The sequence below is a fragment of the Lentisalinibacter orientalis genome (assembly GCF_040706535.1).
Lineage (GTDB): Bacteria > Pseudomonadota > Gammaproteobacteria > Steroidobacterales > Woeseiaceae > Lentisalinibacter > Lentisalinibacter orientalis.
The window spans coordinates 1,750,601-1,776,303 of sequence record NZ_JAPDRJ010000001.1 but is presented as its reverse complement, the minus strand read 5'-3'; the positions used below and the strand labels follow the sequence as shown (position 1 = coordinate 1,776,303).

The 25,703-nt window shown below is 69.8% G+C and carries 20 protein-coding genes; 3 read left to right on the top strand and 17 right to left on the bottom strand.

Annotated features, from left to right (window positions below; translation table 11 throughout):
• Window positions 1–22 precede the first annotated feature (22 nt).
• Window positions 23–1,849 carry a protein kinase domain-containing protein gene (locus tag ACJMK0_RS07850; RefSeq protein WP_405237125.1) on the bottom strand — a complete coding sequence of 609 codons (1,827 nt, stop codon included), beginning with the start codon at window positions 1,847–1,849 and terminating at the stop codon, window positions 23–25.
• A gap of 217 nt (window positions 1,850–2,066) precedes the next feature.
• Between ACJMK0_RS07850 and ACJMK0_RS07845 the strand changes: the two genes are divergently transcribed.
• Entirely contained in the window at window positions 2,067–3,002 is a 936-nt protein-coding gene (locus tag ACJMK0_RS07845) for a sensor domain-containing diguanylate cyclase (RefSeq protein ID WP_405237923.1), read from the top strand.
• Here the strand turns inward: ACJMK0_RS07845 and ACJMK0_RS07840 are convergent.
• The 12 genes from ACJMK0_RS07840 to ACJMK0_RS07785 all read right to left on the bottom strand — a co-directional run bounded on the left by ACJMK0_RS07840 (window position 2,965) and on the right by ACJMK0_RS07785 (window position 17,848).
• The gene (locus ACJMK0_RS07840; RefSeq protein ID WP_405237123.1) at window positions 2,965–3,699 is read right to left on the bottom strand and encodes an N-formylglutamate amidohydrolase; all 735 of its coding nucleotides are present in this window, start codon (window positions 3,697–3,699) and stop codon (window positions 2,965–2,967) included. The genes ACJMK0_RS07845 and ACJMK0_RS07840 overlap by 38 nt on opposite strands.
• A complete protein-coding gene (locus ACJMK0_RS07835; protein WP_405237121.1) occupies window positions 3,683–4,924 on the bottom strand; it encodes a carboxylate-amine ligase in 1,242 nt (413 codons plus the stop codon). The genes ACJMK0_RS07840 and ACJMK0_RS07835 overlap by 17 nt, the downstream gene beginning before the upstream one ends.
• The gene (locus ACJMK0_RS07830; RefSeq protein ID WP_405237119.1) at window positions 4,917–6,389 is read right to left on the bottom strand and encodes a RimK family protein; all 1,473 of its coding nucleotides are present in this window, start codon (window positions 6,387–6,389) and stop codon (window positions 4,917–4,919) included. The genes ACJMK0_RS07835 and ACJMK0_RS07830 overlap by 8 nt, the downstream gene beginning before the upstream one ends.
• Window positions 6,386–7,099: a C39 family peptidase gene (locus ACJMK0_RS07825; RefSeq protein ID WP_405237118.1), complete on the bottom strand. Its 714-nt coding sequence runs from the start codon at window positions 7,097–7,099 to the stop codon at window positions 6,386–6,388. The genes ACJMK0_RS07830 and ACJMK0_RS07825 overlap by 4 nt, the downstream gene beginning before the upstream one ends.
• Before the next feature lie 79 nt (window positions 7,100–7,178).
• On the bottom strand, window positions 7,179–7,874 hold the full coding sequence (locus ACJMK0_RS07820) for a glutathione S-transferase family protein (protein ID WP_405237116.1): 696 nt from the start codon (window positions 7,872–7,874) through the stop codon (window positions 7,179–7,181).
• Complete coding sequence (locus ACJMK0_RS07815; protein WP_405237114.1) at window positions 7,871–8,596, bottom strand: glutathione S-transferase family protein; 726 nt, start codon at window positions 8,594–8,596, stop codon at window positions 7,871–7,873. The genes ACJMK0_RS07820 and ACJMK0_RS07815 overlap by 4 nt, the downstream gene beginning before the upstream one ends.
• Window positions 8,593–9,408, bottom strand: a complete 816-nt coding sequence (locus ACJMK0_RS07810) for a VOC family protein (protein WP_405237112.1) — start codon at window positions 9,406–9,408, stop codon at window positions 8,593–8,595. Before ACJMK0_RS07810 ends, ACJMK0_RS07815 begins: the two co-directional genes overlap by 4 nt.
• Window positions 9,405–10,772 (bottom strand): spinster family MFS transporter, encoded by a 1,368-nt coding sequence (locus tag ACJMK0_RS07805; protein ID WP_405237110.1) that lies wholly within the window; start codon window positions 10,770–10,772, stop codon window positions 9,405–9,407. Before ACJMK0_RS07805 ends, ACJMK0_RS07810 begins: the two co-directional genes overlap by 4 nt.
• A gap of 69 nt (window positions 10,773–10,841) precedes the next feature.
• On the bottom strand, window positions 10,842–13,076 hold the full coding sequence (locus ACJMK0_RS07800) for a TonB-dependent receptor (RefSeq protein ID WP_405237108.1): 2,235 nt from the start codon (window positions 13,074–13,076) through the stop codon (window positions 10,842–10,844).
• A gap of 64 nt (window positions 13,077–13,140) precedes the next feature.
• Window positions 13,141–15,003: a hydantoinase B/oxoprolinase family protein gene (locus tag ACJMK0_RS07795; protein ID WP_405237106.1), complete on the bottom strand. Its 1,863-nt coding sequence runs from the start codon at window positions 15,001–15,003 to the stop codon at window positions 13,141–13,143.
• A complete protein-coding gene (locus ACJMK0_RS07790; protein ID WP_405237104.1) occupies window positions 14,996–17,089 on the bottom strand; it encodes a hydantoinase/oxoprolinase family protein in 2,094 nt (697 codons plus the stop codon). Before ACJMK0_RS07790 ends, ACJMK0_RS07795 begins: the two co-directional genes overlap by 8 nt.
• Before the next feature lie 111 nt (window positions 17,090–17,200).
• The gene (locus tag ACJMK0_RS07785; RefSeq protein WP_405237102.1) at window positions 17,201–17,848 is read right to left on the bottom strand and encodes a GntR family transcriptional regulator; all 648 of its coding nucleotides are present in this window, start codon (window positions 17,846–17,848) and stop codon (window positions 17,201–17,203) included.
• 189 nt (window positions 17,849–18,037) lie between these two features.
• Between ACJMK0_RS07785 and ACJMK0_RS07780 the strand changes: the two genes are divergently transcribed.
• Window positions 18,038–19,411 carry an MmgE/PrpD family protein gene (locus tag ACJMK0_RS07780; protein WP_405237100.1) on the top strand — a complete coding sequence of 458 codons (1,374 nt, stop codon included), beginning with the start codon at window positions 18,038–18,040 and terminating at the stop codon, window positions 19,409–19,411.
• A 97-nt stretch (window positions 19,412–19,508) separates the two neighbouring features.
• Here ACJMK0_RS07780 and ACJMK0_RS07775 read toward each other — a convergent pair whose 3' ends face one another.
• The gene (locus tag ACJMK0_RS07775) at window positions 19,509–20,798 is read right to left on the bottom strand and encodes an amidase (protein WP_405237098.1); all 1,290 of its coding nucleotides are present in this window, start codon (window positions 20,796–20,798) and stop codon (window positions 19,509–19,511) included.
• 132 nt (window positions 20,799–20,930) lie between these two features.
• Window positions 20,931–21,659, bottom strand: a complete 729-nt coding sequence (locus ACJMK0_RS07770) for a choice-of-anchor I domain-containing protein (RefSeq protein ID WP_405237096.1) — start codon at window positions 21,657–21,659, stop codon at window positions 20,931–20,933.
• Between the two features lie 146 nt (window positions 21,660–21,805).
• Here ACJMK0_RS07770 and ACJMK0_RS07765 point away from each other — a divergent pair, with 146 nt between their 5' ends.
• Window positions 21,806–23,800 carry an alkyl/aryl-sulfatase gene (locus ACJMK0_RS07765; protein ID WP_405237094.1) on the top strand — a complete coding sequence of 665 codons (1,995 nt, stop codon included), beginning with the start codon at window positions 21,806–21,808 and terminating at the stop codon, window positions 23,798–23,800.
• 9 nt (window positions 23,801–23,809) lie between these two features.
• Here the strand turns inward: ACJMK0_RS07765 and ACJMK0_RS07760 are convergent, their stop codons facing one another.
• Entirely contained in the window at window positions 23,810–24,916 is a 1,107-nt protein-coding gene (locus ACJMK0_RS07760) for a polysaccharide deacetylase family protein (RefSeq protein ID WP_405237092.1), read from the bottom strand.
• The gene (locus ACJMK0_RS07755; protein ID WP_405237090.1) at window positions 24,909–25,670 is read right to left on the bottom strand and encodes a glucosaminidase domain-containing protein; all 762 of its coding nucleotides are present in this window, start codon (window positions 25,668–25,670) and stop codon (window positions 24,909–24,911) included. Before ACJMK0_RS07755 ends, ACJMK0_RS07760 begins: the two co-directional genes overlap by 8 nt.
• Between the last annotated feature and the right edge of the window lie 33 nt (window positions 25,671–25,703).

The following is a 25,703-nucleotide window of genomic DNA, read 5'->3' as shown; positions in this document are numbered from 1 at the left end:
TGTCAGGTGCATGGCCGCGGGATCAGCCGGCCTGCTGCCGGACGGCGGTCTCGGCGGTGCCGACCGCGCCGCCCTCGCAATAGCGTTGCGACCAGGCGATGGCGGAGCGGCAGAAGGGACTCCCGGCGACGTCGATCTCGAAGACCGGGGCGTACTGGCGCAGCTTGTCCGCACCCGCCGCGACGAGCCTGCCCGCGAATTCGGCGTCGACCTCGACGCTGGGCGAGAAGCGCTCCACCAGCCGGACGAGGGCCGCGTCCTGGGCCTCGTGGTCGTCCATGCCGGCCACGTCGCAGAGTTCCTCGGCGAATATCGCGATATCACGCAGCCGGTCCGCCTCCGACGCCGGCTCCTCCGGCTCGTCGTTGGGCAGCCCGCGGATCACGTCGATGATGGCGTCCGGCAGTTTCCACACCCGGGCGACGGCGGCGCCGAGATCCTCGTAGCTCACGCCGAGCACGCCCCGGGATGCGGCCATCTTGGACAGCTCACGGGTCACCATCAGACGGCGTATCTCGCCGTGCTCCTCGGGGAAGTAATAGATGACCAGGTTCTCGCCGAGGTTGCGGAACAGGCCGTAGATGAAAGCCTCTTCCGCGCCGGCGAGACCACGGCGCCGTGCCAGGTGGCGGGCCATGAGCCCGCACATGAACGAGCGGGTGGTGGCGTCCTTCAGCTCCGGGCTGCCCTGCATGCGCCCGAAGAAGGTGAGGCTGTTGGCGATCATGCGCACCTTCTCGAAGCCGAGCAGCATCACCGCATGGGAGATGCTGGTGACCTCGTTGGCGATGTGGCCGTAGAAGGCGGAGTTGACCAGCTTCAGGAGCTTGCTGGTCAGGGCGTAGTCGCGCAGGATCACGTTGGCGAGCTTCTCCGCCGGCGCGTCGCTGCCGCTGGCGGTGAGCCGGTTGATGTCCACCAGGGTGCGCGAGATGGTCGGGAAGTCCTGCTTGCGCTGCATGCGCCGCAGCAGGAATTCCACCGTGCTGTGCGACTGGGACTGCGCCTGCTCGCCGAGGCCCGACTCCTGCAGGAACAGCCGGAACGCCTCGCGCATGGCGCCGGCGTCCTGGTAGCGAGCGGCGGGGTCTTTCTCCAGCGCCCCTTTCAGGAAGGCCGCGAAGAGTTCCCCGGCGGGCCAGCCCTGCAACGGCGCCATGTCCACGGACCTCTCGCAGAGCTGGTGGATGATGGCGGGCGCGGAATCGCCCTGCATCGCCGGGCGGCCGGCGACGAGTTCGTAGAAGGTGCTGCCCAGGGCGAACACGTCGGTCGCGGGTCCCAGCTCGCCGCCGCGGAAATGCTCCGGCGCCATGTAGCGCAGCGTACCGGTGGCCGTGTCCTTGCTGCGCCTGACCCGGCCCACCACCCGGGACAGGCCGAAGTCCATGATGCGGGGGCGCTCGTCCTTGTCCAGCAGCACGTTGCGGGGATTGAGGTCGAGATGGATCACGTCCTCCTCGTGGGCCGCCGCAACGCCGTCCAGGATGGGGCCGATCAGCGCGCACACGCGCTCCAGCGGCAGGGCGCCGTGCTGGCTCAGGATGTGGCGCAGCGTCTTGCCCTGCACGTACTCGAAGACGAGGTACGGCAGTCCCTTGTACTCGCCGGCGTCGTAGATGAAGACGATATTGGGATGGCGCAGCCGGCTCGCGATGCGCCCCTCCAGCGGGGTGCGGCCGTCGTCGTCCACGGCTGCGAGCTCCGGGTTGCTGGCATTCAGCAGCTTGACCGCGACCAGCCGCTCCAGCGACGGATCGTGCGCCAGGTACACCGAGCCCTGGGCGCCGCGACCGAGGCGCTGCTTCACTTCGAATCGTCCAATGCGTTGTTGTTGCTGTTCTTCCATGCTGCCCCGGCTGCTGATCCCCGACGGTATGACCCGGCCTTCATCGCCTCGCAGGGAATCTTAGCGGCCGCTCAGTTCCCGACCTGAGAAGTGAGTCGCGAAACCGTGACCCAGTTCCGTCCCGACGGCCGGCGCGCTTATGTGCCGCGGATCACACCGCCGCCGCGTCCGATTATGTAGGGTGGCCGCAACGACCGAGACGGAGAACCCGCGAGTGATGCCGACATCCACCGATGCCAGCGGCGAGACGACGCGCCTGCAGCTGTTTCATTCCCTGCGGATGCTGGACGCGCCGGAGGACGAGCGCTTCGACCGGGTGACCCGCCTGGCAAAGCGCCTGTTCGGCACGCCGGTGGCACGGGTGCGCCTCAACGGCGAGCGCGGGGCCATCGACGGCGCGCCGGCGGCACCGGACCCGGCCGCCACGCTGGCGGCCGACGACGTCTTCGTCGTCCACGACACGGCAGCGGATCCCCGCTATGCCGATCACCCGCTGCTCGGCGACGGTGCCGGCTTCCGCTTCTACGCCGGCTATCCGCTGTCCGCGCCGGGCGGCTCCCGGGTGGGCACCTTCTTCACCGTGGACAACGTGCCGCGTCTGTTCTCCGTGGAGGACATGGAGATGCTGTGCGAACTCGGCGAGATGGTGGAGGCGGAGCTCGAGAACATGACCCTGGCGGTCACGGACGAGCTCACCCGGCTGGCCAACCGGCGCGGCTTCCTGCGCACCGCGGAGCGCCTGATGCGCCTGTGCGCCAACCACGACAAGCCGGCTGCGCTGCTGGTCATCGACCTGGACGGGCTGAAGGAGATCAACGACGCCCGCGGCCACGAGCAGGGCGACCGTGCCATTCGCACCTTCGCCCGGCTGCTCCTGAAATCGTTCCGCCACTCCGACGTGGTGGCACGGCTGGGCGGCGACGAGTTCTGCGTATTCGCGGCGGATATCGGCGCCGCGGACCTGGCCGCCCCGCTGGAGCGGCTGGCCCGGCGGGTGACGGACTGCAACGCGGAAGCCGGGCAGGACTATCGGCTGGCCTACAGCGTCGGGCGCGTCCTGTTCGACCCGGACCGCCACGGCGATCTCGACAGCATGCTGCGCGAGGCCGATGCCCTCATGTACGCGCAGAAGCGGAGCAAGCGCTCGCCATGACGGCCTCCAGGCTGTCGCCCAGCAGCCGCTTCAGCCGTCCCCAGCGGGGATCGCCCCCGCTCGCGATGTCCTGACAGACCTCCAGTTCGATGCCGACGTAGCGCCCGGCGGGGAAACGCCGGCGCAGCCGGGTCACCAGGCCGTCGGCAACGCCCCGGTAGGGGTAGTTTCGCCGTACGCGCAGGCCGGGCTCGGTCTGCAACAGCGACTGCCACCGTCGACAGAGCGCCCTCTCGCGCTCGCGGCCCGGATCGTAGAGCAGGCCCACGTCCGCATTCCTCTCCTGCCCGTCCAGCACGCGGGCGAAACTGTGCACGGAGACGTGCAACACCGTCTGCCCCGCCTCGATGCCGCGTGCGACGTCGGCCTCGACCGCCTCGCGGTAGGGCCGGTAGTAGCGCTCGAGCAGGCGTGCCCTCTCGGCGGCCGGCAGGGCGCGGCTGAATTCGGAGTAGAGCCCCGGGTGGCCGGGCGAGCGGTTGCAGTCGACCAGCAGCCGGGTCACCCGTGCGCGGTGCGGCCGCACGCCGGTGCGGCGCGCGAGACAGGCGGTCAGCTCCGCGCTGCCCAGATCCACGGCGCGGTGGCTCGACAGCAGCTCGTCGGCCCCGCGGAAGAGCTCCGCATAGCGGGCCGGCACCGCGGCGGTGCCGTGCTCGCTGGTCAGGACGAGGCGGGTCTCAGGGCACGAAGCCATGGCCGGCGTCGAGGCAGTCGGCGAGCTGGCGATAGACCTCGCGCAGCTCGTTGCGGCCCGGCTCGGGCGGCAGCGCCCGGCGAATGCGGCTCGCCAGCGTGCCGTGGCGGAGATACAGCTCGAGCGGCTCCTCGGATGCAGGCAGCAGCCAGCCCCGCGCACTCAGGTCCTCGGCCAGCCGCCCCCACAGGTGGCTCACGGTCTCCGAGCTGCCGTCGTAGCCGAAGCAGCGCAGGAAACGGGAGTCCGTGATCTCGAGGGACTCGGCCCGCTCTTCGGTGAGCGCCAGCAATCGCACCAGGTCGTCCTGGGGCCAGGCCGCGATCGTCGCCAGCGGCGCCCAGGTCTCCTCGACCAGCGCGCGGATCACGCCCGCCGCGAGATCCGCGATCGCGAGGTCGGCCGCCGGGCACTCCTGGCTGTCGATGACGCGGATCTCGATGGCCATGCGGTCGAAACGGGCGATGGCGCCGCGGGCGTTCACCCACTCGTGGCGCAGCACGCCGTCCGGATCGAGCGGCGCGAGGTCGCCGTAGATCCGCTCCAGTATGCGCTCGTGGTAATCGCCCATGCCCGCAACCGGCTCCGGCACCACCTGCCCGGTTACCGAGGGCACCCGGGCGCAGTTGCTGCGATAGACGCGCAGCCGGTTGTCACGGCGCTCGGTGACGAAACCGTCGATGACGGGCGAGCTGGCCGCGATGCCGGGCAGGAGCGGCAGCGCCAGCCGCACCCCTGCATGCAGCGCCGCGAATTCCCGGTCGCCGCGGAACGGCAGGTTGATCTGCATGCTCTGCAGGTTGCCCCAGCCGTGGCCGCGGCAGTCGAAGATGCGGTCGAACGCCTGGTAGATGTCGCGCTGTCCGTGGGGCCACAGACGGATGTCGGTGGCGGGCTCCAGCCAGGGATGCATGGCCCCGGGCAGCAGACACAGCCCGCGGCCGGCCAGTATCTCGCCGGCGCGGGCGACGTTCGCCTGGAAGTGGCCGGCCACCCCCTCCAGGGAGGGCACCGGCCCGTTGGTCTTGAACTCCACCACGTGCAGGGCGAGTTCGTTATTCCAGGCGATGGCGCCGTTGTCGTATTCGTCCGTGAGCTCGCCCGCGGCCTCGGTGAGCAGCCAGTCGCAGGCCGGCGCCGGGTCCAGGCTGGCCGCATCCACGATCATGTATTCGATCTCGATGCCGTAGCCCTCGAACAGGCCCAGCGTGTCCCGGTCAGCCATTGGCGCGGCCCCGCTTGCGGGCTTCCACCCGCGCCAGGAAGACGGCCATGATGCGGTCGTAGAGCTGATCGCCGAGCACGGCGTCCTCGACCCCGCCGTCGAGGCTCGGGTTGTCGTTCACCTCGATCACGTAGCAGCGCTTCCCGGTCTGCTTCACGTCCACGCCGTACAGGCCGTTGCCGATGGCGTTGGCCGCCCTGAGCGCGATGTCCGTGACCTCGGCGGGCACGTCGTCGACGGGCATCGTATCCCAGCGCCCCGAACTCACCCGCCCGGTGTCCGAACGCTGGTAGATCTGCCAGTGCCGCTCCACCATGTAGTAGCGGCACGCGAACAGGGGCTGGCGATCCAGCACGCCGATCCGCCAGTCGAAGTCCGTCGGCAGGAAGGCCTGGGCCACGACCAGGTCGGACTTCTCGAACATGGCCTTCAGGGCGGCGTCCAGCTCCGCCGGGTCGTCCGCGCGGGTGACGCCGGCCGAGAAGCTGGAGTCCGGCTGCTTCAGCACGCAGGGGAAGCCTAGCCCCTCGGCGATGGCTGCCGCGTTCTTGCGGCTGACGATCAGCGTCTTCGGCGTCGGCACGCCGAGCCGGCGCATCATCTCGGCGAGATAGACCTTGTTCGTGCAGCGAATGATCGAGATGGGGTCGTCGATGACCACCAGCCCCTCCAGCTCGGCGCGCCGGGCGAAGCGGTAGGTGTGGTGGTTCACGCTGGTGGTCTCGCGGATGAACAGCGCGTCGAACTCCGCCAGGCGGCCGAAATCGTCCCGCCCGATCAGCTCCACGTTGAAACCGGCCCGGCGGGCGGCGCGCGTGATGCGGCGCAGCCCCTGCGCATCCGACGGCGGCGACGCCTCCTCGGCATTGACCAGCACGGCCAGGTCGTAACCGCCCGGAACCTCGCGCCGGCGGCTCGGCCGACGCCGGGCGAAGTGGGCCTCGATGGACTCCAGCAGGAAGTCCCGGTGGGATTCAGGGATCTCGCCCACCGGCACCGCGCGCACGTTCTCCAGCAGCCACTTGCCGTCGCGGCGGCGGAACGAGGCCCGGATCAGCGGCGCCGGGAACAGGTTGAACAGCGCTCTGGCGAGCCGCTCGTGGCGCCGGGCAATGTTGCGGCCGAAGTACACGCTCAGGATGAATTCTTCGGACTCCAGCGTGTGCAGGCTACGCTGGATGATCGCATCCAGATCGTCGCTCGCCAGACGCGGCAGCGTACGCGTCTTAAGATCCTGGATGGTGGCCACGTCCGGCAGCGGCCGCTGCCCGCGCGCCGTCGCCAGCAGCGAGACGTAGTAGCCGTACTGCTGGTAGCGGTACGACGCGCAGAGATTGAACACGCGCAGGCCGCGGCCGCGGCTGAACTCCTCGGCCGTGAGATAGGTGAGCGCATCCACCACCCGGGCCCCGGCGATCTCCCCGGGCCAGTGCTCGCGGTCGTCGACGACGATCAGGTTGGTCATGCCTGCTTGCCCCGCGGACGGATGACCAGCAGGTTGGCGTCGTAGGTGGCGATGCCGAGAAACACGGCGCCGATCAGACGCCGGATGTCCACCGGGTAGTAGCCGTCCGCCGAGTAGGGATTGGCCCGGTAGGGATCCGCCACCTTCACCTGGCGCGTGCGCCGGTCGTAGCCGGAGAGCACCACGAAATGACCGCAGGGCTCGCCGCGGATGTCGTCCGCGGCCATCGTGTCCGGGATCTCCCGGGCGCTGCGGTACAGGTAGGTGGCGCTGAGCCCGGTCATGATCGGCACCCCCTTCTTCAGGTAACGGCGGATCAGGCTGGTGGTGAGATCCTCATAGCGTACTTTTCCGCCGAGTTCGAGGAAGCGCAGGTAGCCCGCCGTCGCGGCCTGCAGCCGGCCGTCGCGCTTGACTTCGCGCTGGCGCCGCAGCCGTTCGGAAAGCGCATCCGCACCGGCCGGGAACCAGGACGGATCGAACACGTGCAGGTTGTAGGTGAAGATGGTCACGTCATAGCCGCGGGCGAGCGCGTGGTTGGCCAGGAATACGTCGAGGGTGCCACCGGCCGGCAGCATGCGCACCTCGGCGAGCAGACGATCGAGTCCGATGGGGTCGTCCCAGTAGGCGTAGACGGCGTGCAGGCAGGTAGGCCCGCAGGTCATGTCGTCCGGCTGGGGAACGATCTCGAGTTGGAGGTTGGTTGCCAATGTGGCGAGTCGACCGGCCGCGGCGCGGCGCCGAGAGACGCTAGCATACGCCGAATACGGCGGCCGTAAAGAGCCCGCTTCAGCCTCTGCCCTGCTCCCGCTGGGTGCGGCCGAAGAACGCCTCCCGGGTTTCGTCGCTGGGGTTGCCGATGACCTCCCGGTCGGCGAGCAGCGCCATGCCCCGGCGCAGCGCCTGGCGCTCGCCGGCGCGCTCGAACCAGCGTCGCACGTTCGGGAACTCGTCGATATCGATCTCGTGCAGCCAGCGCACGTCGATCCAGGGGTACACGGCCATGTCTGCGATGGAATAGTCGCCGGCCAGCCATTCCCGTGCCGCCACCCGCCGGTCGAGTACGCCGTACAGCCGCAGCGCCTCTTTGCGGTAGCGTTCGATGGCGTAGGGGATGCGCTCGGGGGCGTAGCCGAGGAAGTGCCCGCACTGGCCGAGCATCGGCCCCAGGCTCGCCACCTGGAAATTCAGCCACTCGAGCACCCGGTAGCGGGCCGCCGTCTCACGGGGCAGGAAGCGCCCGCTGCGCTCGGCCAGGTACTGCAGGATGGCGCCGGACTCGAACAGCGGGAACTCGCCGCCCGGTCCGTCCCGGTCGACGATGGCGGGGATCTTGTTGTTGGGGCTGATGGCCAGGAACTCCGGCTCGAACTGCTCGCCCTTGAGGATGTCGACCGGCCGCAGTTCGTAGTCCAGCCCGCACTCCTCCAGCATGATCGCCACTTTCTTGCCGTTCGGCGTCGGCCAGTAATAAAACTCGATCATGCCCTCGCCTCCCGGGCGGCCAGCACCGCCTCCACCGCCGCCCGGTGCTGCTCCGGCGAGGTGTCGCCGTCGTAGGGCCGGCGGTAATGGCTGCGCACCGACGGCCGCTCGCAGGCCGCGGCGAACCAGTCGGCGAGGCCCGGCCAGCGGCTGCGCCACTCGCCGCAGGGATTGCCCGGGATGTCGTCCCGGCCGCTCGCCCAGCCGTCGACGTAGCTCACGCCCTGCAAGAGTCCGGCATGGCCGATGTCGAAACCGAGCCACTGCCCGGCCTCCCGCTCCAGGACGTCGAACGAGCGGGTCACCTTCGGCCACAGCCAGTCGAACAGGCCGGCCCGGCGCTCCGCCGGTTCGCGCCAGCATTCCATGCTCATCTGCACGGCGCACTCGAACAGCGCGTCACCCAGCGAGAGCCGGCGCAGGGCGTCGAAGCGGGCGAGACCGCCGGCCGGATACAGGGGCTCGCCGCGGGCCAGACTGTCGAGGTACTCCACCACCACCTGACTCTGGTACAGCACGGTGCCGTCGTCCAGCGCGAGGAACGGCACCTTGCCCAGCGGGTTCAGCGCCGTCGTGTCGTAGCGGCCGGCCACCCACTGCCCGTCCAGATTGCGGAACGGGAAGGACGGCACGGTCACGATCTCGCCGGCCAGCCCGGCCTCGTGCGCCACCACGAGCACCTTGTGGGCGAAATCGTGGAAGGGTGAGTAGAAGAGCCTCACGGCCGCTCCGGCTCGAACACCACGCCCACGCCGCCGGTCCGATCCGGCGCGACGGCCAGCCCTTCCGGCACCTGCCGGAACGGCACGGCATTCGCCGTCAGCACGGCCGCCGCCGCCTGCGGATCACGCACGGCCACCCCGATGCCGGCGAACGGCGGGCAGCTTTCGACGCCATCGCCGAACAGGGCGGCCAGGGCCGCGACAGGCCGGGCTTCCAGCGTCATGCCCTCGTCGGCAGCGAGTGCGGCGTAACCCTCCGGAAGCCGTTCCCCCGTGTACAGGAGCCGGGTGATGCCGGTCGCCGTGTTCGGGTGCTGCGCCACGGTCGGCTGGAAGACGATCTCCGGCGTCTCGTGGCGCACGCAGGCCATCAGTACGTCGGGGCAGGCCTCGGCGGCGACGGGGAACCAGCGGAACCGCGCGGTGCCGCCGGCACCGTAGTGGATGTCGCGCGCCGCCTCGCTCACGGGCCCCGGCGCCAGACCCCGTGCCTCCAGCGCCGCCCGGCGGGACTCGATGTCGTCGGCGGCGAGGATGACGAGGCGCAGGCCGTCGCCCCGGCCCAGGAACCGGCCGAGGTGATGGTCCGGGGACGGCCGCTCGACCGCCGTGAGTTCGATATAGTCCTCCGCGAACATGACGTGGGCGCTGAACTGCCCGAGGCCCCGGGGCTCGCCGTCCTCGCCGATGCCGATCAACTCCTCCGGCCCCACCACCCGGAAGCCCAGCGCCTCCCAGTCGCGCTTCAGGGGCGCGATGGCCTCGCCGAGGATGCCCACATGGTCCACCGGCAGCCGGCAGGCCGTCGTCACCGGGCGGCCTCCCCGACGGGCGCGGAGAGTTCGGCGATGGTGCGCCGGAACGGCTTCTGCGCGAAGGTGAGCAGGACGATCGAGAGTATCCCGCCCACCAGCGCGATGGTGGCGATGGACCAGTGCAGCATCATGTCGTCACGGAAGACGAAGTCGGTCACGAGCGCCGTGGCCGTGCCGCCGAAGCCGATGCCGGTGAGATTCACCACGAACAGATACACCGCCGACATCTGCGCCCGCATGGCGGGCGGCGTCATGAGCTGCAGCCCGGCGGCCGCCGGACCGAACGGGAAGCTGGAGAAGAACAGCACCGGGGCGAACAGGAACAGGGACAGGCGCGGGTCGGGCACCAGCGTGGCGGTGACCGCCACCGGCGTCAGGCAAATGGCGCCCGTGAGCGCCGCTTTGACCGGGGCGTCCGTGTGGCCGCGGGCCGAGAGCCAGTCCGAGAACAGGCCGCCGCAGATGATGCCCAGCCCGCCGAAGACCACGGTGAGCAGGCCGAGCTGCGGCCCGATGGTGCCCCGGTCCACGCCGTGGATGCGGATGAAGTACTCGGCCGCCCAGGCCATGATGCCGTTGAACATCAGGGTGATCATGGCGAAGCCGACGAAGTGCAGCGCATACACCCGGCGGTTGCGCACCGCGTAGGCGATCACCTCCGATACCGGCATGGAGCCGACCAGGTCGCCCCGCCCCCGGCGCTCCGGCTCCTTCAGCGTCAGCATGAACAGCGCCACCAGTATCCCCGGCGCGCCCACGATGATGAAGGTGGCCTGCCAGGCCGCCAGGTGGCCGACCACCGGCAGGGTGATGCCGCCCATAGCCTCGATGGTGGCGATGAGCACGCCGCCGATGATGAACGACAGCCCGATGCCCACGAATACGCCGCTGGAGTAGATGCCGATGGCGCGGCCCAGCTTCTCCTTCGGGAACAGGTCCGCCAGCATGGAATAGGCGGCGGGAGAGAGCGCCGCCTCGCCCACGCCGACGGCGACCCGCGCGGCGAACAGCTGCCAGAACGAGCGGGCCAGGCCGCAGCAGACGGTGGCCAGGCTCCAGAACGCCACGCCCAGTGCGATGATGTTGCGCCGGTTCCTGCGGTCGGCGAGGCGCCCGATGGGCACGCCGAGCAGCGTGTAGAAGACGGCGAAGGCGAGCCCGTGCAGGAGGCTGAACGCCGAGTCGCTGATACCCAGGTCCGCCCGGATGGGACCGACCATCAGGGAGAGAATCTGACGGTCGATATAAGAGAAGGTGTAGGCCACCGTCAGGATGCCCACGGCATACCAGGCCATGGGCGGTGCGGCAGGCACCGCGCCCTGCCGGGCCCGGATCTCGGTATTGGCCTCCGTATTGGCCATGCGCATCCCCCGTTTGCGGGCGCCGCGCCGCCGGCGCTCGGGCCGGCGGCGCGATGCTCGCCCTGCGGATCAGAACCTCAGCGTGGCTTCCACGCCCCAGGAGCGGCCCGGAGCCGGGTAACCCAGCCCTGCGCCGATGTTGAAGCGATCCGCCGGATTGCCCTCGCTGAGAGAAGTGAAGCGCACCGTGTTCTGGAAGTACTCCTCGTCGGTCAGGTTCTTGCCGTAGGCGGCCAGCTCCCAGTTGCCGTCCGCCGAGACCCAGGCGACGCGGCCATCCACCAGCGTGGTGGCATCCTGGCCGATGAGCGGGTCGTTGAACTGGGTGTGGAACAGCTCGCTCTGGTAGCTCACCTGGCCGAAGATGCGCACCTCCGCACCGCTGCGAAGGCCGACGGTGTAGGTGCCGTTGACGTTGCCCTTCCACTCCGGCGCGTTCTGCAGGTTATTGCCGGAGACGTCCACCACGCGAGTCTCGCCGGGCCCGACGCCCATGCAGGGTCCGGCCAGCTCGGCCGGCGTGGCATCGGCGGGGCAGCGGCCGAAGGCCGAGAGGAACTCCTCGAACTCCGTGTTGAGGTAGCCGATGCTCGCGTTCACCACCAGCGCCGGGATGGGACTGGCGGAGAGCTCGAACTCGGCGCCCCAGACCGTCGCGTCGGCGGCGTTGGTGGTCACGGTGAGGCCGTCCTGGAAGGTCGAGACCTGCAGGTCCGTGTAGTCGTAATAGAAGAACGAGCCGTTGAGCCGCAGGCGCCCGTCGGCGCTGTCGGACTTGAAGCCCGTCTCGAAGGCCCAGATCTCCTCCGGCTCGAAGGCGGGCGTCGCGTCGAAGGCGTTCCAGCCGCCGGACTTGAAGCCCTTGGTGACCGAGCCGTAGATCATCAGCGCGTCCCGCGGGCGGTATTCCAGCACGAAGCGCGGGGAGACGTCCTCCCAGCTTTCCGTGGAGTCGCGGGTGGTGAAGACGGTGACCGGGTTCGGGCTCGCCAGACCCGAGTTGTCGCCGAAGATGGCGCCCACGCTGGTGAAGTCCTTCTTCTCCTCGTCGGAGTAGCGCAGGCCGAAGGTACCCGTCCACTGCTCCGAGAAGTCGTAGCTCACCTCGCCGAACAGGGCCTTCGCGCGGGTCTCGTCGGTGTTGGGGATGATGAAGCTCACCACGCCGAAGGAGGGATGGGTCGCCCGGCCGAGGCCCAGGGCGCCCTCCTTGTCCTCGTCGAGATAGTAGCCGCCGATCAGCCACTGCACCGGGCCCTCACCCGTCGAGGAGAGCCGGATCTCCTGGGACAGCTGGTCCGACTCGTACTGGAAGTAGGAGCGGGTCACCTCGATCTCGGTGCCGTCGGTGTTGAAGAAGAAGTCGCTCTCGTAGTCGCGCCAGCCGGTCACCGAGGTCAGCATCATGGTCTCGCCCACCGGGATGTTCAGCGTGGCCGTGAGTCCGGCGGTGTCCCAGTCGTGGAACGTCGGCAGGTTGTTGCGGGTCTCGTCGAAGGCCTGGGGCAGTGCGCCGTTCACGACGGCGAACGACAGGTCGTCCAGCGGCTTCGAAGAGCGGTTGCCGCTGGAGAAGTCGCTGTAATCGGCGATCAGCGTGAAGTCCGCGCCGTCTTCGCCCTCGTACTGCAGGATCGCCCGGGTGGCGACCAGGTCCTGGTCGTCGATCTCCTCGGCGCCGCCGGGCTCCAGGTCGTCGGTGAAGCCGTCGTCCTTCAGGTAGCGGGCGGCGATGCGGCCCTGCCAGTTTTCGCCGAGCGGGCCGCTCAGCGCACCCTGCAGCTCGCGCCGGTCCCACTCGCCGTAGCCCGCGGTCACGTAGCCCTCCGTCTCGGGCGTCGGCATGCGGGAGATGATGTTGATGGCGCCGCCGGTCGCGTTACGTCCGTACAGCGTGCCCTGGGGCCCCTTCAGGATCTCGATGCGATCCACGTCGAGGAACTGGGTGAGTCCCATCTGGGGACGGCCCAGGTAGACGCCGTCCTGGTGCAGCGCGACGCTCGGGTCGATGGTGACGCCGAACGCATCGGTACCGATGCCGCGGATGTAGATCTGCGCCTCGCCGCCGGCCCGGCTGAACGACATGCCCGGCGTCTGCACGTACAGATCCATCACGTCGTCGATATTGAGTTCCTCCAGCCGGTCGCCGCTCACTGCCGCGATGGAGATGGGCACCTCCTGCAGGCTCGCCTCCCGTTTCTCCGCCGTGACGACGATCTCCTCCAGCGCCGGCTCCTGCGCCTGCGCCGTGCCCGCCGCAGCGAGCAGCACGGCCGCCATGATTGTTGTGGTTCCTGATCGCATTTTCTCTCTCCTGGGTCGTCTTCCCGTTCCGGCCGTCCGCCGCGGACGCACCGTTATCCTGCCGCTAGTCCGCCCGATCGCCGGAGCGGAGTCTCTCCGTCTCTTCCCTGTCCACGTCACGGCCGTCGTCCGTCAGAACGACGCCGTAGTCACGGCGGGCCTCCGCCGCCGTGATCAGTCCGTCGAGCACGTCATCGAGCACCGCCTGCGGATCGCGCAAGCGGGGATCGCCGTAACCCGCGCTGCACACCAGCCGTATCTCCAGCCGGTCGCCCGCGTGCAGCTGGCGGTTCGAGACCTTGGCGGGCAGCGACTCCGCGTCCGCCGTGCCCGGATTCAGTATCACCTCGCCGGGCCGGCCGTCGGCGCCGCCGAACAGCCCGCGCGGCGGGTCGATGCTGCGGTTGTCGCCGGTGGAGCTGATGCCCGTGTCGGCCAGGAAGCGCCAGCGCTTCACCGCGCCGAGGCCGCCGCGCCAGCGTCCGGCCGCGGGCGGCTCGTCGCGCAACTCGTAGCGCTCGCACAGGAGCGGCGCGCCGAGTTCCATCTCCTCCACCGGGTTGTTGCGGGTGTTGGCCATGAGCGCGTCGATGGCGTCGAGGCCGTCGCTGCCGTGGCGGCCGCCGTAGGAACCCTCGTTCACCTCGATGATCACCCAATAGTCGTCCGCCCCCTTGCCGCCGCGGCCGCTGTAGGCGAAGCAGGAGACGTTGGCGGAATTCCCCGCCGTCACGGCCTCCGGCATGACCTCGGCCAGGCATTGCATCACCTGGTCGGGGATGCGGTTGATCTGGGTGAAACGCGCCTCGCAGCCGTGCGGATGCTCGGGGTTGAAGATCGTGCCCTCCGGCGCGATGACGTGCACCGGCCGGAACACGCCGTCGTTCTGGGGTATCTGGCCGCCCGGCTTCGCCTCGTCGAGCAGCAGTGCGCGCACCGCGAAATTGGCGGTGGGCAGCACGCTGCCCTCGAACGGGCAGTTGAATCCGGTCTCCACCTGCTCGTTCGAGCCGGTGAGATCCACGTAGATGTCGCTGCCGTCGACCAGCACCCGCGTGGCCACCCGCAGCGGTTCGCCGAAATGCTTGCCGTCGTCCTCCAGCCAGCCGAGCGGGGCCTCGTAGAGTCCGTCCGGCAGCGCCTCGATGCGCCGGCGCATCAGCGCCTCCGCATAGTCCATCCACTCTTCGGCGGCGCTCATCACCGTGTCGATACCGTAGCGGCCGGCCAGCTCGCCGAAGCGCCGGGCACCGAGACGGCAGCAAGCGATCATGGCCTCCAGGTCGCCGGTGTTCGCCTCCGGCGTGCGCACGTTGTCCATGATCAGCGACCACACCGCGTCGTTGCGCCTGCCCGCCTCGTAGATCTTCACGGCGTCGATCACCTGGCCCTCCGCCCAGAAGTCCGGCACGTCCACGGAGAAGCCGGGCGTAGCCGCGCCGATGTCGACCATGTGCCCAGTGCAGCCGGCGAAGCCGATGTGCCGCTCGCCCGCGAAGATGGGCACCAGCACACCGTAGTCCGGTGCGTGGGAGGCGCCGTGATAGGGATGGTTGTGCAGGATCACGTCGCCGGGCGCGTAGCTGCCCCGGTGCTTGCGGTCGATGCCGCGCACGTAGGCGGGCAGCGAGCCGCAGTGCATCGGCGTCGAGTCGCTCTCGCAGATCTGGCGGCCGTGAAAATCCAGGATCCCCGCGCCGATGTCCCGCGACTCGCGCATGATGGAGGAGTACGCCATGCGATAGAGGAGCTCGGCCATCTCCGTCGCCACCGCATGCAGTGCGCCGCCCACCACCTGCAGCGTGACCGGATCCACGGCCACCCGCTCCCAGCGCCGCTCCACGTCCGCGCCGATGCCGGTCGAACGTGCCGAGGCGCGGTCGATGGCCGCGCCGGCGTCCTCCAGCTTGCGCACGCCCTCAGCCATCCGCAGGCCCCGTGAAACCGACGATGAGATTGCCGTAGCGGTCCACCTCGGCCAGGGTGCCGGGCGGCAGTATCGTGGTGGTATCGGCCTGCTCGATGACCGCCGGGCCGGCGATCCGGTTGCCGGCCTTCAGTCCGGAGCGGGCATAGAACGCGGTTTCGTGACCGATGGCTTCGTTGCCCTGCACGAAACGCACCGGGCGCGTATCGAGCAACGCTGCCTCGTCCGGTTGCGCGCCGCCCGCCTGCACCTCCGGCGCAACCGGCGGCGGTACGTGGCCGATGCCGGCGAGGCCCACGTTCACGATCATCACCGGCTTGTCGTCGAATCGCCGCAGGTAGGCCTGCTCGTGGGCCCGATGGAAACCCTCGATCACCGCGGCCACCCAGTCGCCGTCGACCGGCGGGGCGGGAATCTCCACCGGCAGCTCGTAGCCCTGCCCCACGTAGCGGCACTCGGCCAGCCAGCGCAGCGTCGTATCCTCCTCCGCGAAACCCGCGCGGCGGAGCTGGCCGGCCGCCTGCTCGGCCAGCGTGCGGTAGGCGGACTCGATGCGTGCCGTGTCGGGCTCCTGCAACGACGCCCACAGCGTCGCCCGGTACTCGTACCTGGTGTCGGTGGCCAGCAGTCCGGCCGCCGCGCCCACCCCCGGGCGCGTCGGCACGACCACCCTGGGGATGGCCAGCTGGGCCGCCGCCTCGCAGGCGAACGCCGCGCCTGCACCGCCGTAGGGCACCAGCGCGAAGTCCCGCGGGTCGTAGCCCTTGGTCACGCTGTTGATGCGTATGGCTTCCACCATGTTGCTGACCGCGATGCGGTAGATACCCGCGGCCGCCTCGTAGAGGTCGAGCCCGAGCGGCTCGGCGATGCGGCTGCGCACCGCCTCCGCGGCAGCCGCGACGTCGACGGTGAGGCCCGAGGCCGCGAGCGCCTCTTCCCGGAACCACCCGAGCACCACCATGGCGTCGGTCACCGTGGGCTCGGCGCCGCCGCGCCGGTAGCAGGCAGGCCCGGGCACGGCGCCCGCACTGCGCGGGCCGACGCGGAACATGCCGCCTTCGTCCCGCCAGGCGATCGAACCGCCGCCGGCGCCGATGGTGTCGATGTCGACCATCGGGATCATGGCGTCGTAGCCGCCCACGCGGGTGTCGAGCAGGTGCTTCATGCGCAGGTCGCCCGCCGGTGCCACGCCGATATCCGCCGACGTGCCGCCCACGTCCAGGGTGATCACGCTCGGATTGTCGGTCTGACGGCCCACCCGGATACCGGCGATGAGGGCCCCGACCGGACCCGACAACAACAGCGACACCGGCCGCTCGCGGGCCTCCGCGGCGGGCACGAGGCCGCCGGCGGAGGTCATCAGGTTCAGCTCGCTGGCCACGTTCATGGCGGCGAGCTCGGCCGCGAAGCGGTCCAGGTAGCGGGCGGTACGGGGGCCCACGTACGCGTTCAGCGCCGTGGTCGAGAACCGCTCGTACTCCCGGTACAGCGGCGTGACTGCATGGCTGAGCGAGACGTAGAGACCGGGCGCCTCCTCCTCGACGATGTCGCGGATGCGCCGTTCGTGGGCCGGGTTCAGGAACGACATCAGGCAGCACACCGCGATGGCGTCCACCCCGTCGTGCGCCAGCTGCCGGGCGGCCTCGCGCACTTCGTCCTCGGCGAGCGGCGTGGCCACCTCGCCGTCCGGTGCGGTGATGCGCTCGCTGACCGGCAGACGATGACGGCGGCGGACCAGCGGCGAGCTCTGCCGCGGCACCTCCTGGCCGTGGGAGAAGTTGTACGGCCGGTCCTTGCGACCGATGTGCAGCACGTCGCGGAAGCCGCGGGTGGTGATCATGCCCACCCGGGCGCCGTTCTTCTCCAGCAGGATGTTGGTGGCCACGGTGGTGCCATGGACCAGGAAATCGAGATCCTCGGGACGGCGGCCGGCGCGGCGCAGCAGTTCTGCCAGGCCCTCGAGGCCCGCGCGGGCGGGATCATCCGGCGTGGACGGCAGCTTGTGCACCACCACGTCGGCCGACTCGTCATCCCAGAAGACGAGGTCGGTGAATGTGCCGCCGATGTCGAGCCCCGCCCGCTGCATGGTGCTCTCCGGATCCCGCTACAGCGCAATTGGTATACCAAATTGGCGCTTCAGGCAAGAAAACCGTGTCGAGAGCCCTAAAATGACGGTCGTTGTATACCAGTCGGGCAGTCAGTCGCCGGCGAGATTGGACAGCATGACGGTGCGCCCGGACAGGATGTGGTAGCGCATGGCCGACTCCGCCCACTCCCCGTCCCGTTCCCGGATGGCATCGACCAGCGCGCGATGCTGGTCGAAACTCTGGCGCAGGTGCTCCGGCGTGTAGCGATTGAAGGCCTGCACCAGCACCGGCACGCCCACCACTTGCTGCAGCGCGGCCGACAGGCGCCGACTGTCGGCCATGGCGACGATGCGGCTGTGCAGTTCGCCATCGAGCTTCATGTACTCGGCCCGGCAGCTGTCGTCCCCGCGCTCGAGCACCGCGGCCATGGCGGCGATGACGTCGTCCAGCGCCGCGACTCCCTCGGCCGTGGCCTTCTGCGCGGCCATCTTCGCCGCGAAACTCTCGATCACGGCGCCCAGCGCGAAGATCTCCTCGGCCTCCTCCGCATCGATGTGGCTCACGATGCCGCCCCGCCGCGGCTCGATCTGCACGAGGCCCTCGGACTCGAGGCGCCGCAGGGCTTCGCGCACGGGCGTGCGGCTCACCTCCAGGTCCGCGCAGAGCTGGCGCTCCTTCAGTCGCGCGCCGGGCGCATAGTCGCCGCTGAAGATGCGGTCTCGCAGCATGCGGTAGGCTTTCTCGGACGCGACGCTCAAATCGGCTCCCTCCCTTGCGCCGGGCCTCCCGGCCGGTTCGACGAGGCCGGGTTCCGCGCGCTGATCTGACGGTCCGGGCGGCGACGTCCGTCTTGCATGCCCGGTAAATCTGGTATACCAAACCGGCCGTCAGGCGGCAATCGATCACGATTGCCAGTGGCGCCCGGCACAGCAAGCGGAGAACGAAACATGGGGACCGTCGTCGACTCGATCATCGATTTCCTGCAGGGCGAGGCGCTGCAGGAGCCCCCGGCGGCCGCGCTGGCGACCGCGGCGAACGGCTTCACCGACTGCGTGGCCGTCATGCTCGCCGGTGCGCGCGAACCCGTGACCGTGAACCTGCTGCGCCACATCCGGACCACCGGCGGCCGGCCGCAGAGCCGGCTGCTGCTGGGCGAGGAGCGCGCCACCGTCGCACAGGCCGCGCTGGTCGGCACGGGTGCCGCCCACGCGCTGGATTTCGACGATTACGCCTACTCCAATCACGTCTCGGCGCTCATGGTGCCGGCGATACTCGCCGAGGCCGAGCGCGCCGGCGCCGATGGCCCGGCCATGCTGCGCGCCTATCTCGCGGGCTTCGAGGCCTGGGGCGCCGTGATGAAACGCGAGCCGGATCACCTGCACTCGAAGGGCTGGCACCCGACCGGCGTATTTGGCCCCATCGGCGTGGCCGCGGCCCTCAGCCATCTGCGCGGCCTCGACGCCGGGCAGACACGCAACGCGCTCGGTCTCGCCGCGGCGGCCGGCGGCGGGGTGATGGACAACTTCGGCACCCAGGCCAAGCCGTTCCAGGGCGCCCGTGCCGCGGAGGCCGGCGTGGTGGCCGTCGAACTGGCGCTGGCCGGCCTGGACGCCGGGCCCCATGCCATCGACGGCGACGGGGGCCTGCTGGCGGCGCTCTCCCCGGCGGGCAACGTCGACCTGGAGACGCCGCCGGACTGGCTCGGACGGAAATGGCTGGCGGCGAAGGACGGCATCAATATCAAGCTGCACCCGACCGTGGGTGCCTCCCAGCGCGCCATCGACGCCGCCATCCAGGTGCATCGCGACCACGGGCCGGCGCCGGAGGCCATCGCCCGCGTGATCGCGCGGGTGAGCGAGAAACACGCGGCGGTGATGCGCTTCCACCGGCCGACCACTGCGCTGGAGGCCAAGTTCAGCCTGGAGTTCGGCGTGGCCGCCGGGCTGATCGCCGGCAAGGTGGGCCTGGCCGAAGTCAGCGACGACTTCGTCCGACGGGACGACGTCCGCACGCTGATGGAGCGGGTCACGATCGAGGTGGGGCCGGACGACGACCCGGACTATCCGGTGGGCGCGAAATCCGATTCCGTGGCGCTCGAGCTGACCGACGGCAGCCGCATCGAGAGCGAACCGGTGCACCGCTTCCGCGGCCACGGCCACAACCCGGTCACCCGCGAGGAGCTGAAGGCGAAGTTCGACGACTGTGTGGCGCCGGCCGCCGGCCGGCGGATGGCGGACCGCCTGTTCGACGCGCTGCAGGACCTCGCCTCGCTCGCCGGCGTCGACGCCCTGCCTGTCGTCAAGTTGCCGATGGGCCAATAGCCAATGGTCGAATAGCCAAGGGACGACTAACCAAGGGACGACTAGCCAACGGACGAATTGCAGATCGTCGCGTCTAAGCGCGACCGGATTCCGCCGCTCAACCCCGGGGCCGCCGGGCCAGCATCTCCTCCACCCGGGCGGCCGTCGCCAGCAGGCGGGCGTCGCGGAAACGCCCGGCCACCAGCTGGATGCCCACCGGCAGGCCGCGCGCGCCGCTGAACCCGGGCAGCGTGACCGCCGGTGCGTGCAGACCCGTCCACAGCCGATTGAAGACGGCGTCGCCGGTAGAGGCGAGGCCGGCGGGCGCTTCCCCAGGTACCGCCGGCACCAGCCAGGCGTCGTAATCGGCCATGGCCTCGTCGAAGCGCGGCCGCAGGCTGCCGAGGTAGTCCGCCGCCCAGGCCAGCGCGGCGCCGTCGATGCCGCGGCTGTTCTCCACCTCCGCCACGAACTCCGGGTGCAGCTCGCGGGGCCAGCGCAGATACTCCGACAGGAATGCCGTGCGGCCCTCCCCGTGCATGATGATGTCCTGGGCCTCGTTCAGGCGCTCGACGCCGGCGGGGCCGTCGACCTCGTGCACCTCGATGCCCGCGCCGCGCAGCGCGGCCGACGTCTCTTCGAGCGCGCGGCGGGTATCGGGTCCGGCAGCGTCCCAGTAAGGGGTGCGCCAGAAGCCGATGCGCCCGGCGGGCTGCGTATCCCGCCCTTCGCCGTCTCTGTGGATGCGGAACACGCGGGCGAGCAGCGCCAGATCTGCCACACTGCGGGCCATCCAGCCGATCGTATCGAGGCTTGGCGCGTACGGCTTCATGCCCTCCACCGGCACCGTGCCGAAGGTGGGCTTCATGCCGGCCACGCCGCAGAAAGCGGCCGGCCGGATGGTCGAGCCGCCGGTCTGCGTGCCCAGAGCGAGCGGCACCATGCCGGCGGCCACCGCGGCGCCGGAGCCGGAGGAAGAGCCGCCCGGCGTATGGCCGTGGTGGTGGGGATTCACGGTCTCCGCGGTGCGGCCCAGGGAGGCGAACTCCACGGTCTGGGCCTTGCCCAGGATCACGGCGCCTTCGGCGCGCAGTATCGCGACGCAGGCCGCATCCCGGGACGGCCGATGACCGGCATAGAGCGGCGAGCCGTATTCCGTCGGCAGGTCGGCCGTGTCGATGACGTCCTTGACGGCCACCGGGACGCCGCGCAGCAGCCCGCCGGCCGGGGCCGCGTCGATCTCCCGCGCACGCTCCCGCGCCGGCTCCGCCCCGACGTGGGCGAACGCATGGATCCGGTCCTCGCTGCCGTCGATAGCCGCCAGACAGGCCTCCACCGCTTCGGCCGCCGTGAGCTCACCGGCGGCGATGGCGCGGACGATGTCGGTGGCGGTCGGCAGATCGGTCATGGGCAGCGGCAGGTCGGACCTTCGGCAAGGCCGCGAGTATACGCCGGCCGGGCGGCGGACAAAAAAAGGCCGGCACCGGGGGTCTCCCGGCGCCGGCCGTGGTACCGCGGCTGACGGTACGCAGGGGAAGGGTTACTCCGGCACGACGTTCACCTGATAGAGCGCGAGCGTGCCGCTCACCTCGTTGCCGATGGCAAGCAGGTCGATCACCGAGATGGAGCCCTCCGGGTCCACCGAATAGTCGTCCAGAGGCTCGCCCTCGTTCGCCACCACGGCCACCGAGGCGTCCGCGCTGAGCGCGATGGAGTCCGGCAGGAAACCGACTTCGTAGGCAGCGAGGAAACTCTGGTCGGAGGCCTGGAAGAAGGGGGCCACGCCGCGCTCGTCGCCGGCATCGGCAGCGATGGCCGCGCCGATCACGCCGTTGGCGACCGCGACGCTGTTCACCGAGCCGAGCACCGTCGTGATCGAGGTATTGGCAGTGACGGCGGCGCCGACGTCGATGGCGTCGACCAGCTGCGGCGCGCTCGGGGCCGCGATGTCGATCACGTCCACCTGACCCGAGACCGCATTCACCTGGAAGATCCGGCTCGTGGCGGGATCGTAGGCGACGATCTCGGAGGCGCCCTCGTCGAACAGTCCGCTCTCGTAGCGGCCGAGGAACTGGAGGGTGATGGAAGTGATGCCGTCCTGGCCATCCGCGCCATCCTGGCCTTCCTGGCCGTCCGCGCCTGCGGGCCCGGCCGGACCGGCGGGGCCTTCGGGACCGGCAGGACCCGTGGCGCCGTCGTCTCCCTCACAGCCGGCCAGGGCAAAAACGGCCGCGAGCAGCGCCGTCACGAGCAGATTGCGATGTACCATGTCAGACCTCTTGTTGCTTGTTGTGAGCCGAAGGTCTGGCAACATAAGAGGCGGCCGCTACAGCCGGATTACGGCTGGGTTGCCGTAAGGTTAAGAATGAGAACGATTACGGCGCGGAGTCCCGCCGGGATCGAATGGGGGAACCGATGAAGAACTCACTGTCCGGGTGCCTCGCCGTGCCCGTCGCCATGATCCTGCTCGCCGCGGGCTGCAGCGCCGACCGGGAGATTCCTTACAGCGAGGATGCGGACGCGGCCGGCGCGACCGCGCCGACGGCGGCCACCGTCGAGTCGAACCGGCGCGTCCTCGATGCGCGCCCGTTCGATAACGAGCGGGACTTCGAGCGGGCCCGCCGCGGCCTGATCGCCAGCGTGCCCGAGCTGCGCGTCGGCCCGGCGGAACGCCCGGTCTGGGACATGACCGCGTATGAATTTCTGGAAGAGGCGGAATTCGATTCCATCAACCCCAGCCTCCGGCGCCAGGCACGGCTGAATAACATCCACGGCCTGTTCGAGGTCACCGATGGCGTCTACCAGCTGCGCGGCTTCGACCTGTCCAACATGACGCTCATCGAGGGCGAGACCGGCTGGATCGTCGTGGACCCGCTGACGGCCACCGAGACCGCCGCGGCCGCCATGGCGTTCGCCAATGCCGAACTCGGCGAGCGGCCCGTCCGCGCCATCATCTTCACCCACAGCCACGCGGATCACTTCGGCGGCGTGCTCGGCATCACCAGCGCGGAGGAAGTCAGGGACCAGGGCATCCGGGTCATCGCGCCGGAGGGCTTCCTGGAGGAAGCCACCAGCGAAAACGTGATCGCCGGCGTCGCCATGGGCCGGCGCGCCGGCTACATGTACGGCCGACGCCTGCCCCGCAGCCCGCGGGGGCACGTGGGCTCGGGGCTGGGCAAGAGCCCGGCCTTCGGCACCATCGCCATCCTGGAACCCACCGAGATAGTGGACAGAACGCCCCAGGAGATGACCATCGACGGCGTGCCGTTCGTGTTCCAGAACGCGCCCCACTCCGAGGCGCCGGCGGAGCTGACCTTCTATCTGCCGGAGCAGAAGGCCTGGTGCGGGGCGGAGATCGTCTCGCGCAACATGCACAACATCTACACGCTGCGCGGCGCGAAGGTACGCGACGCGCTGCTCTGGAGCGGCTACATCGACGAGGCGCTGCAGCTGTTCGGTGACGCCGAGGTGTACTTCGGCAGCCACCACTGGCCGGTGTGGGGCAACGGCGAGGTGGTGGAGTTCCTGAAACAGCAGCGCGACCTGTACAAGTACATCCACGACCAGACGCTGCGCATGGCCAATGAAGGCATGACGCCGAAGGAGATCGCCGAGGAGATCGCGCTGCCCGACTCGCTGCAGCAGTCGTTCGCGAACATGGGCTACTACGGCACGCTGAAGCACAACGCCAAGGCGGTCTACCAGGGCTATTTCGGCTGGTACGACGGCAACCCCGCCAACCTCGACCCGCTGCCGCCGGTGGACGCCGGCGAGCGTTACGTGGACTACATGGGGGGCGCCGAAGAGGTGCTGCGCAAGGCGAATGCCTCGTTCGACGAGGGCGACTACCGCTGGGTGGCGGAGGTGCTGAACCATCTGGTGATGGCCGAGCCGGAGAACGCCGACGCCCGCGCCCTGCTCGCCCGCACCTACGATCAGCTCGGCTATCAGGCGGAATCCGGCCCCTGGCGGGACGTGTATCTGTCGGCCGCCTACGAACTCCGGCACGGGCCGCCCGAGCAGGGCATCTCGCTGGCCAACGCCATCGACCTGCTGCGCCACACGCCTACGGAACGCTTCCTGGACGCCATGGCGGTGCGCCTGAACGGGCCGAAGGCGGCGGACGAGGAACTCACCGTCAACCTGGTGTTCACCGACCTCGGCGAGACCTACGTGCTGGTGGTCGAGAACGGCGTGCTGCACCACTACCGTCGGGATGCGGACCCGGAGGCGAATGCCACGCTGAGCCTGACCCGGGACGCCTACCTGGGCCTCGCGGCAGGCGCCATCGGCCTGACCGACCTGCTGACTTCCGACGACATCACGCTGGAAGGCAGCAAGCTCGACCTGGTGCGGTTCTTCAGCCTGCTGGAGCGACCGGAGGGGACGTTCGACATTGTGACGCCGTAGTCGGGGCAGCTAGTCGGGGTACCAGCTGCCGTCGGGCCGCGGCTTGATCCAGAGGTAGCTGTACCAGTAGTACACCCCGGCCTCGTCACGGGCCGGCACCGTGCAATTGAACTTGCTGCGTCCGGGCGAGAGCGGCGCGCTCGCGCGGATCGTCGCCTCGTCGTCGCGCCAGCTGATGCGAGCAGTCTCCTGCCCGGTGACGAAACAGTTCAGGCGCGCGCGGTCGTAGGGGCCCTCGGGTACCCGGACCCGCAGTTCGGGCGGGCCGGCATCCGCCGCCTGCACGCGGCTGTCCGGCGCCAGCACCCTCACCGGCAGCGGCCGGCTGTCGAGCTTGTCCACCAGCGACTCCAGGTCCGCATAGGCGGTGGCCACGGGAAAGCGGGGCAGGTGCCGCCGGTCCGACGCGGGGCCGACCGGTCCGGACTGCTGGCCGAAGGCGACGAGGCCGAGATCCGCCACGACGGCTTCCAGGTCCCGGTCGAATTCCCCGTACGGATAGGCGAAATAGGTGAGCGGCGCCTCCAGTTCGTCGGCGAGCCGCGACCCGGCGTGGCGGATGTCGGCGGCCACGCGTTCGCGCCACTCGCCTGCGGACTCGGCCGGCTGGCGGCGGATCATATGCCGGTGTGCACGGCTGTGGTTGCCCACCGAGCCGCCGCGCCGCTCGATCTCGCGCAGCTGATCCCAGCTCAGATAGCCGCCGTAGTCGTCGTCGATGTAGTCCGTGCTGGCGAACACCGTGAAGGGCCAGCCCCGCCGCTCCAGCCGCGGCAGCGCCTCCGTGTACACCGACTCGTAGGCGTCGTCGAAGGTGATGGCCACCGCATCCGGCGGCAGCGCCTCCCCGCTTTCGATCGCGCTGACAATCGCCTCCAGCGGGACCACGTTGTAGTCGGCCAGATACTTCAGATGCTCCTCGAAGGTGGCCGGCGTCACGCTGGTGGACGGAGGCGTATCCTCGCTCACGTGATGGTAGAGCAGGATCACCGCGTGATCCTGTGGCCCGGCGGCCGCCGATGACCGCGGCGGTTCGTCCGCCCGGCACGCGGCCGCCGCGACTGCCAGCGCGAGCACGGCGACGAATCGCAACGTACGATGCTCCGTCTCACGCACCGGACTGCTCCAGCTTGTTGTAACGGATGAGCCCCTTTATCTCCTCCACGTAGGCCTGACCGCGCTCGGAGTAGCGCTGCAGCTGTTCGGCCAGCACCAGACCGGACAGCGGGCGGTCCTGGGCGCGCAACCGGGCGCGCGCCTCGCGCAACTCCCGGTAGCTTCGGTTCGTGTTGATGTTGCGGATGTAATTGGCGACGGACTCGCGCGGGCTGTCGAAGGCCCGCACTTCGTGACTGCGGCCTGCCGCTCGCGCCTGCGGCACCAGGCCGCACCCCGCCTCGTAACACCATTCGCCGAAGAAGTTGTAACCCTTGCGAGCGAAACGCGATGTGCCCCAGCCGGACTCTTTCGCCGCCTGGGCGAGCGCCAGAGACATCGGCACGGCGTCCACCCTGCGCAACAGGGCGTCGATCAGCGACTCCTCGTCGAACTCCTCCGGGTCCAGCCGGTACTCCTCGGCCAGGCCGTGCAGCCAGCGGCGATCCAGCCAGCCTGGCTCGCCCTTGGCAGCCAGGTCCCGGAGACGGCGACGGTCTTCGAGCACCCGCGCGTTCTCTTCACGGATGAGCGGGCGCATGAATTCGAAGAAGTGCGCCTTGCGCTCGGCCCCGGCCTCGTATTCCCGGAAGTCCGGGACGCGATCTGCAGTCAGCCACAGTATCAGGGCCCCGATCAGGAGCAGCGCCACGACAGCCACGCCGGCCGTGACGGTAGTCTCGTGCCCCCGCAGAGCAGCACGCAGTTTGTTCAAGCGATCCGTTTTTGGCATGGCCCGCATACTAAC

What these genes read in the sequence shown, in the direction of transcription:
- ACJMK0_RS07850 (WP_405237125.1), bottom strand. Translation starts at nt 1,849, where the DNA reads ATGGAAGAACAGCAACAACAACGCATTGGACGATTCGAAGTGAAGCAG.
- ACJMK0_RS07845 (WP_405237923.1), top strand. Translation starts at nt 2,067, where the DNA reads ATGCCGACATCCACCGATGCCAGCGGCGAGACGACGCGCCTGCAGCTG.
- ACJMK0_RS07840 (WP_405237123.1), bottom strand. Translation starts at nt 3,699, where the DNA reads ATGGCTTCGTGCCCTGAGACCCGCCTCGTCCTGACCAGCGAGCACGGC.
- ACJMK0_RS07835 (WP_405237121.1), bottom strand. Translation starts at nt 4,924, where the DNA reads ATGGCTGACCGGGACACGCTGGGCCTGTTCGAGGGCTACGGCATCGAG.
- ACJMK0_RS07830 (WP_405237119.1), bottom strand. Translation starts at nt 6,389, where the DNA reads ATGACCAACCTGATCGTCGTCGACGACCGCGAGCACTGGCCCGGGGAG.
- ACJMK0_RS07820 (WP_405237116.1), bottom strand. Translation starts at nt 7,874, where the DNA reads ATGATCGAGTTTTATTACTGGCCGACGCCGAACGGCAAGAAAGTGGCG.
- ACJMK0_RS07805 (WP_405237110.1), bottom strand. Translation starts at nt 10,772, where the DNA reads ATGGCCAATACGGAGGCCAATACCGAGATCCGGGCCCGGCAGGGCGCG.
- ACJMK0_RS07800 (WP_405237108.1), bottom strand. Translation starts at nt 13,076, where the DNA reads ATGCGATCAGGAACCACAACAATCATGGCGGCCGTGCTGCTCGCTGCG.
- ACJMK0_RS07795 (WP_405237106.1), bottom strand. Translation starts at nt 15,003, where the DNA reads ATGGCTGAGGGCGTGCGCAAGCTGGAGGACGCCGGCGCGGCCATCGAC.
- ACJMK0_RS07790 (WP_405237104.1), bottom strand. Translation starts at nt 17,089, where the DNA reads ATGCAGCGGGCGGGGCTCGACATCGGCGGCACATTCACCGACCTCGTC.
- ACJMK0_RS07780 (WP_405237100.1), top strand. Translation starts at nt 18,038, where the DNA reads ATGGGGACCGTCGTCGACTCGATCATCGATTTCCTGCAGGGCGAGGCG.
- ACJMK0_RS07775 (WP_405237098.1), bottom strand. Translation starts at nt 20,798, where the DNA reads ATGACCGATCTGCCGACCGCCACCGACATCGTCCGCGCCATCGCCGCC.
- ACJMK0_RS07770 (WP_405237096.1), bottom strand. Translation starts at nt 21,659, where the DNA reads ATGGTACATCGCAATCTGCTCGTGACGGCGCTGCTCGCGGCCGTTTTT.
- ACJMK0_RS07765 (WP_405237094.1), top strand. Translation starts at nt 21,806, where the DNA reads ATGAAGAACTCACTGTCCGGGTGCCTCGCCGTGCCCGTCGCCATGATC.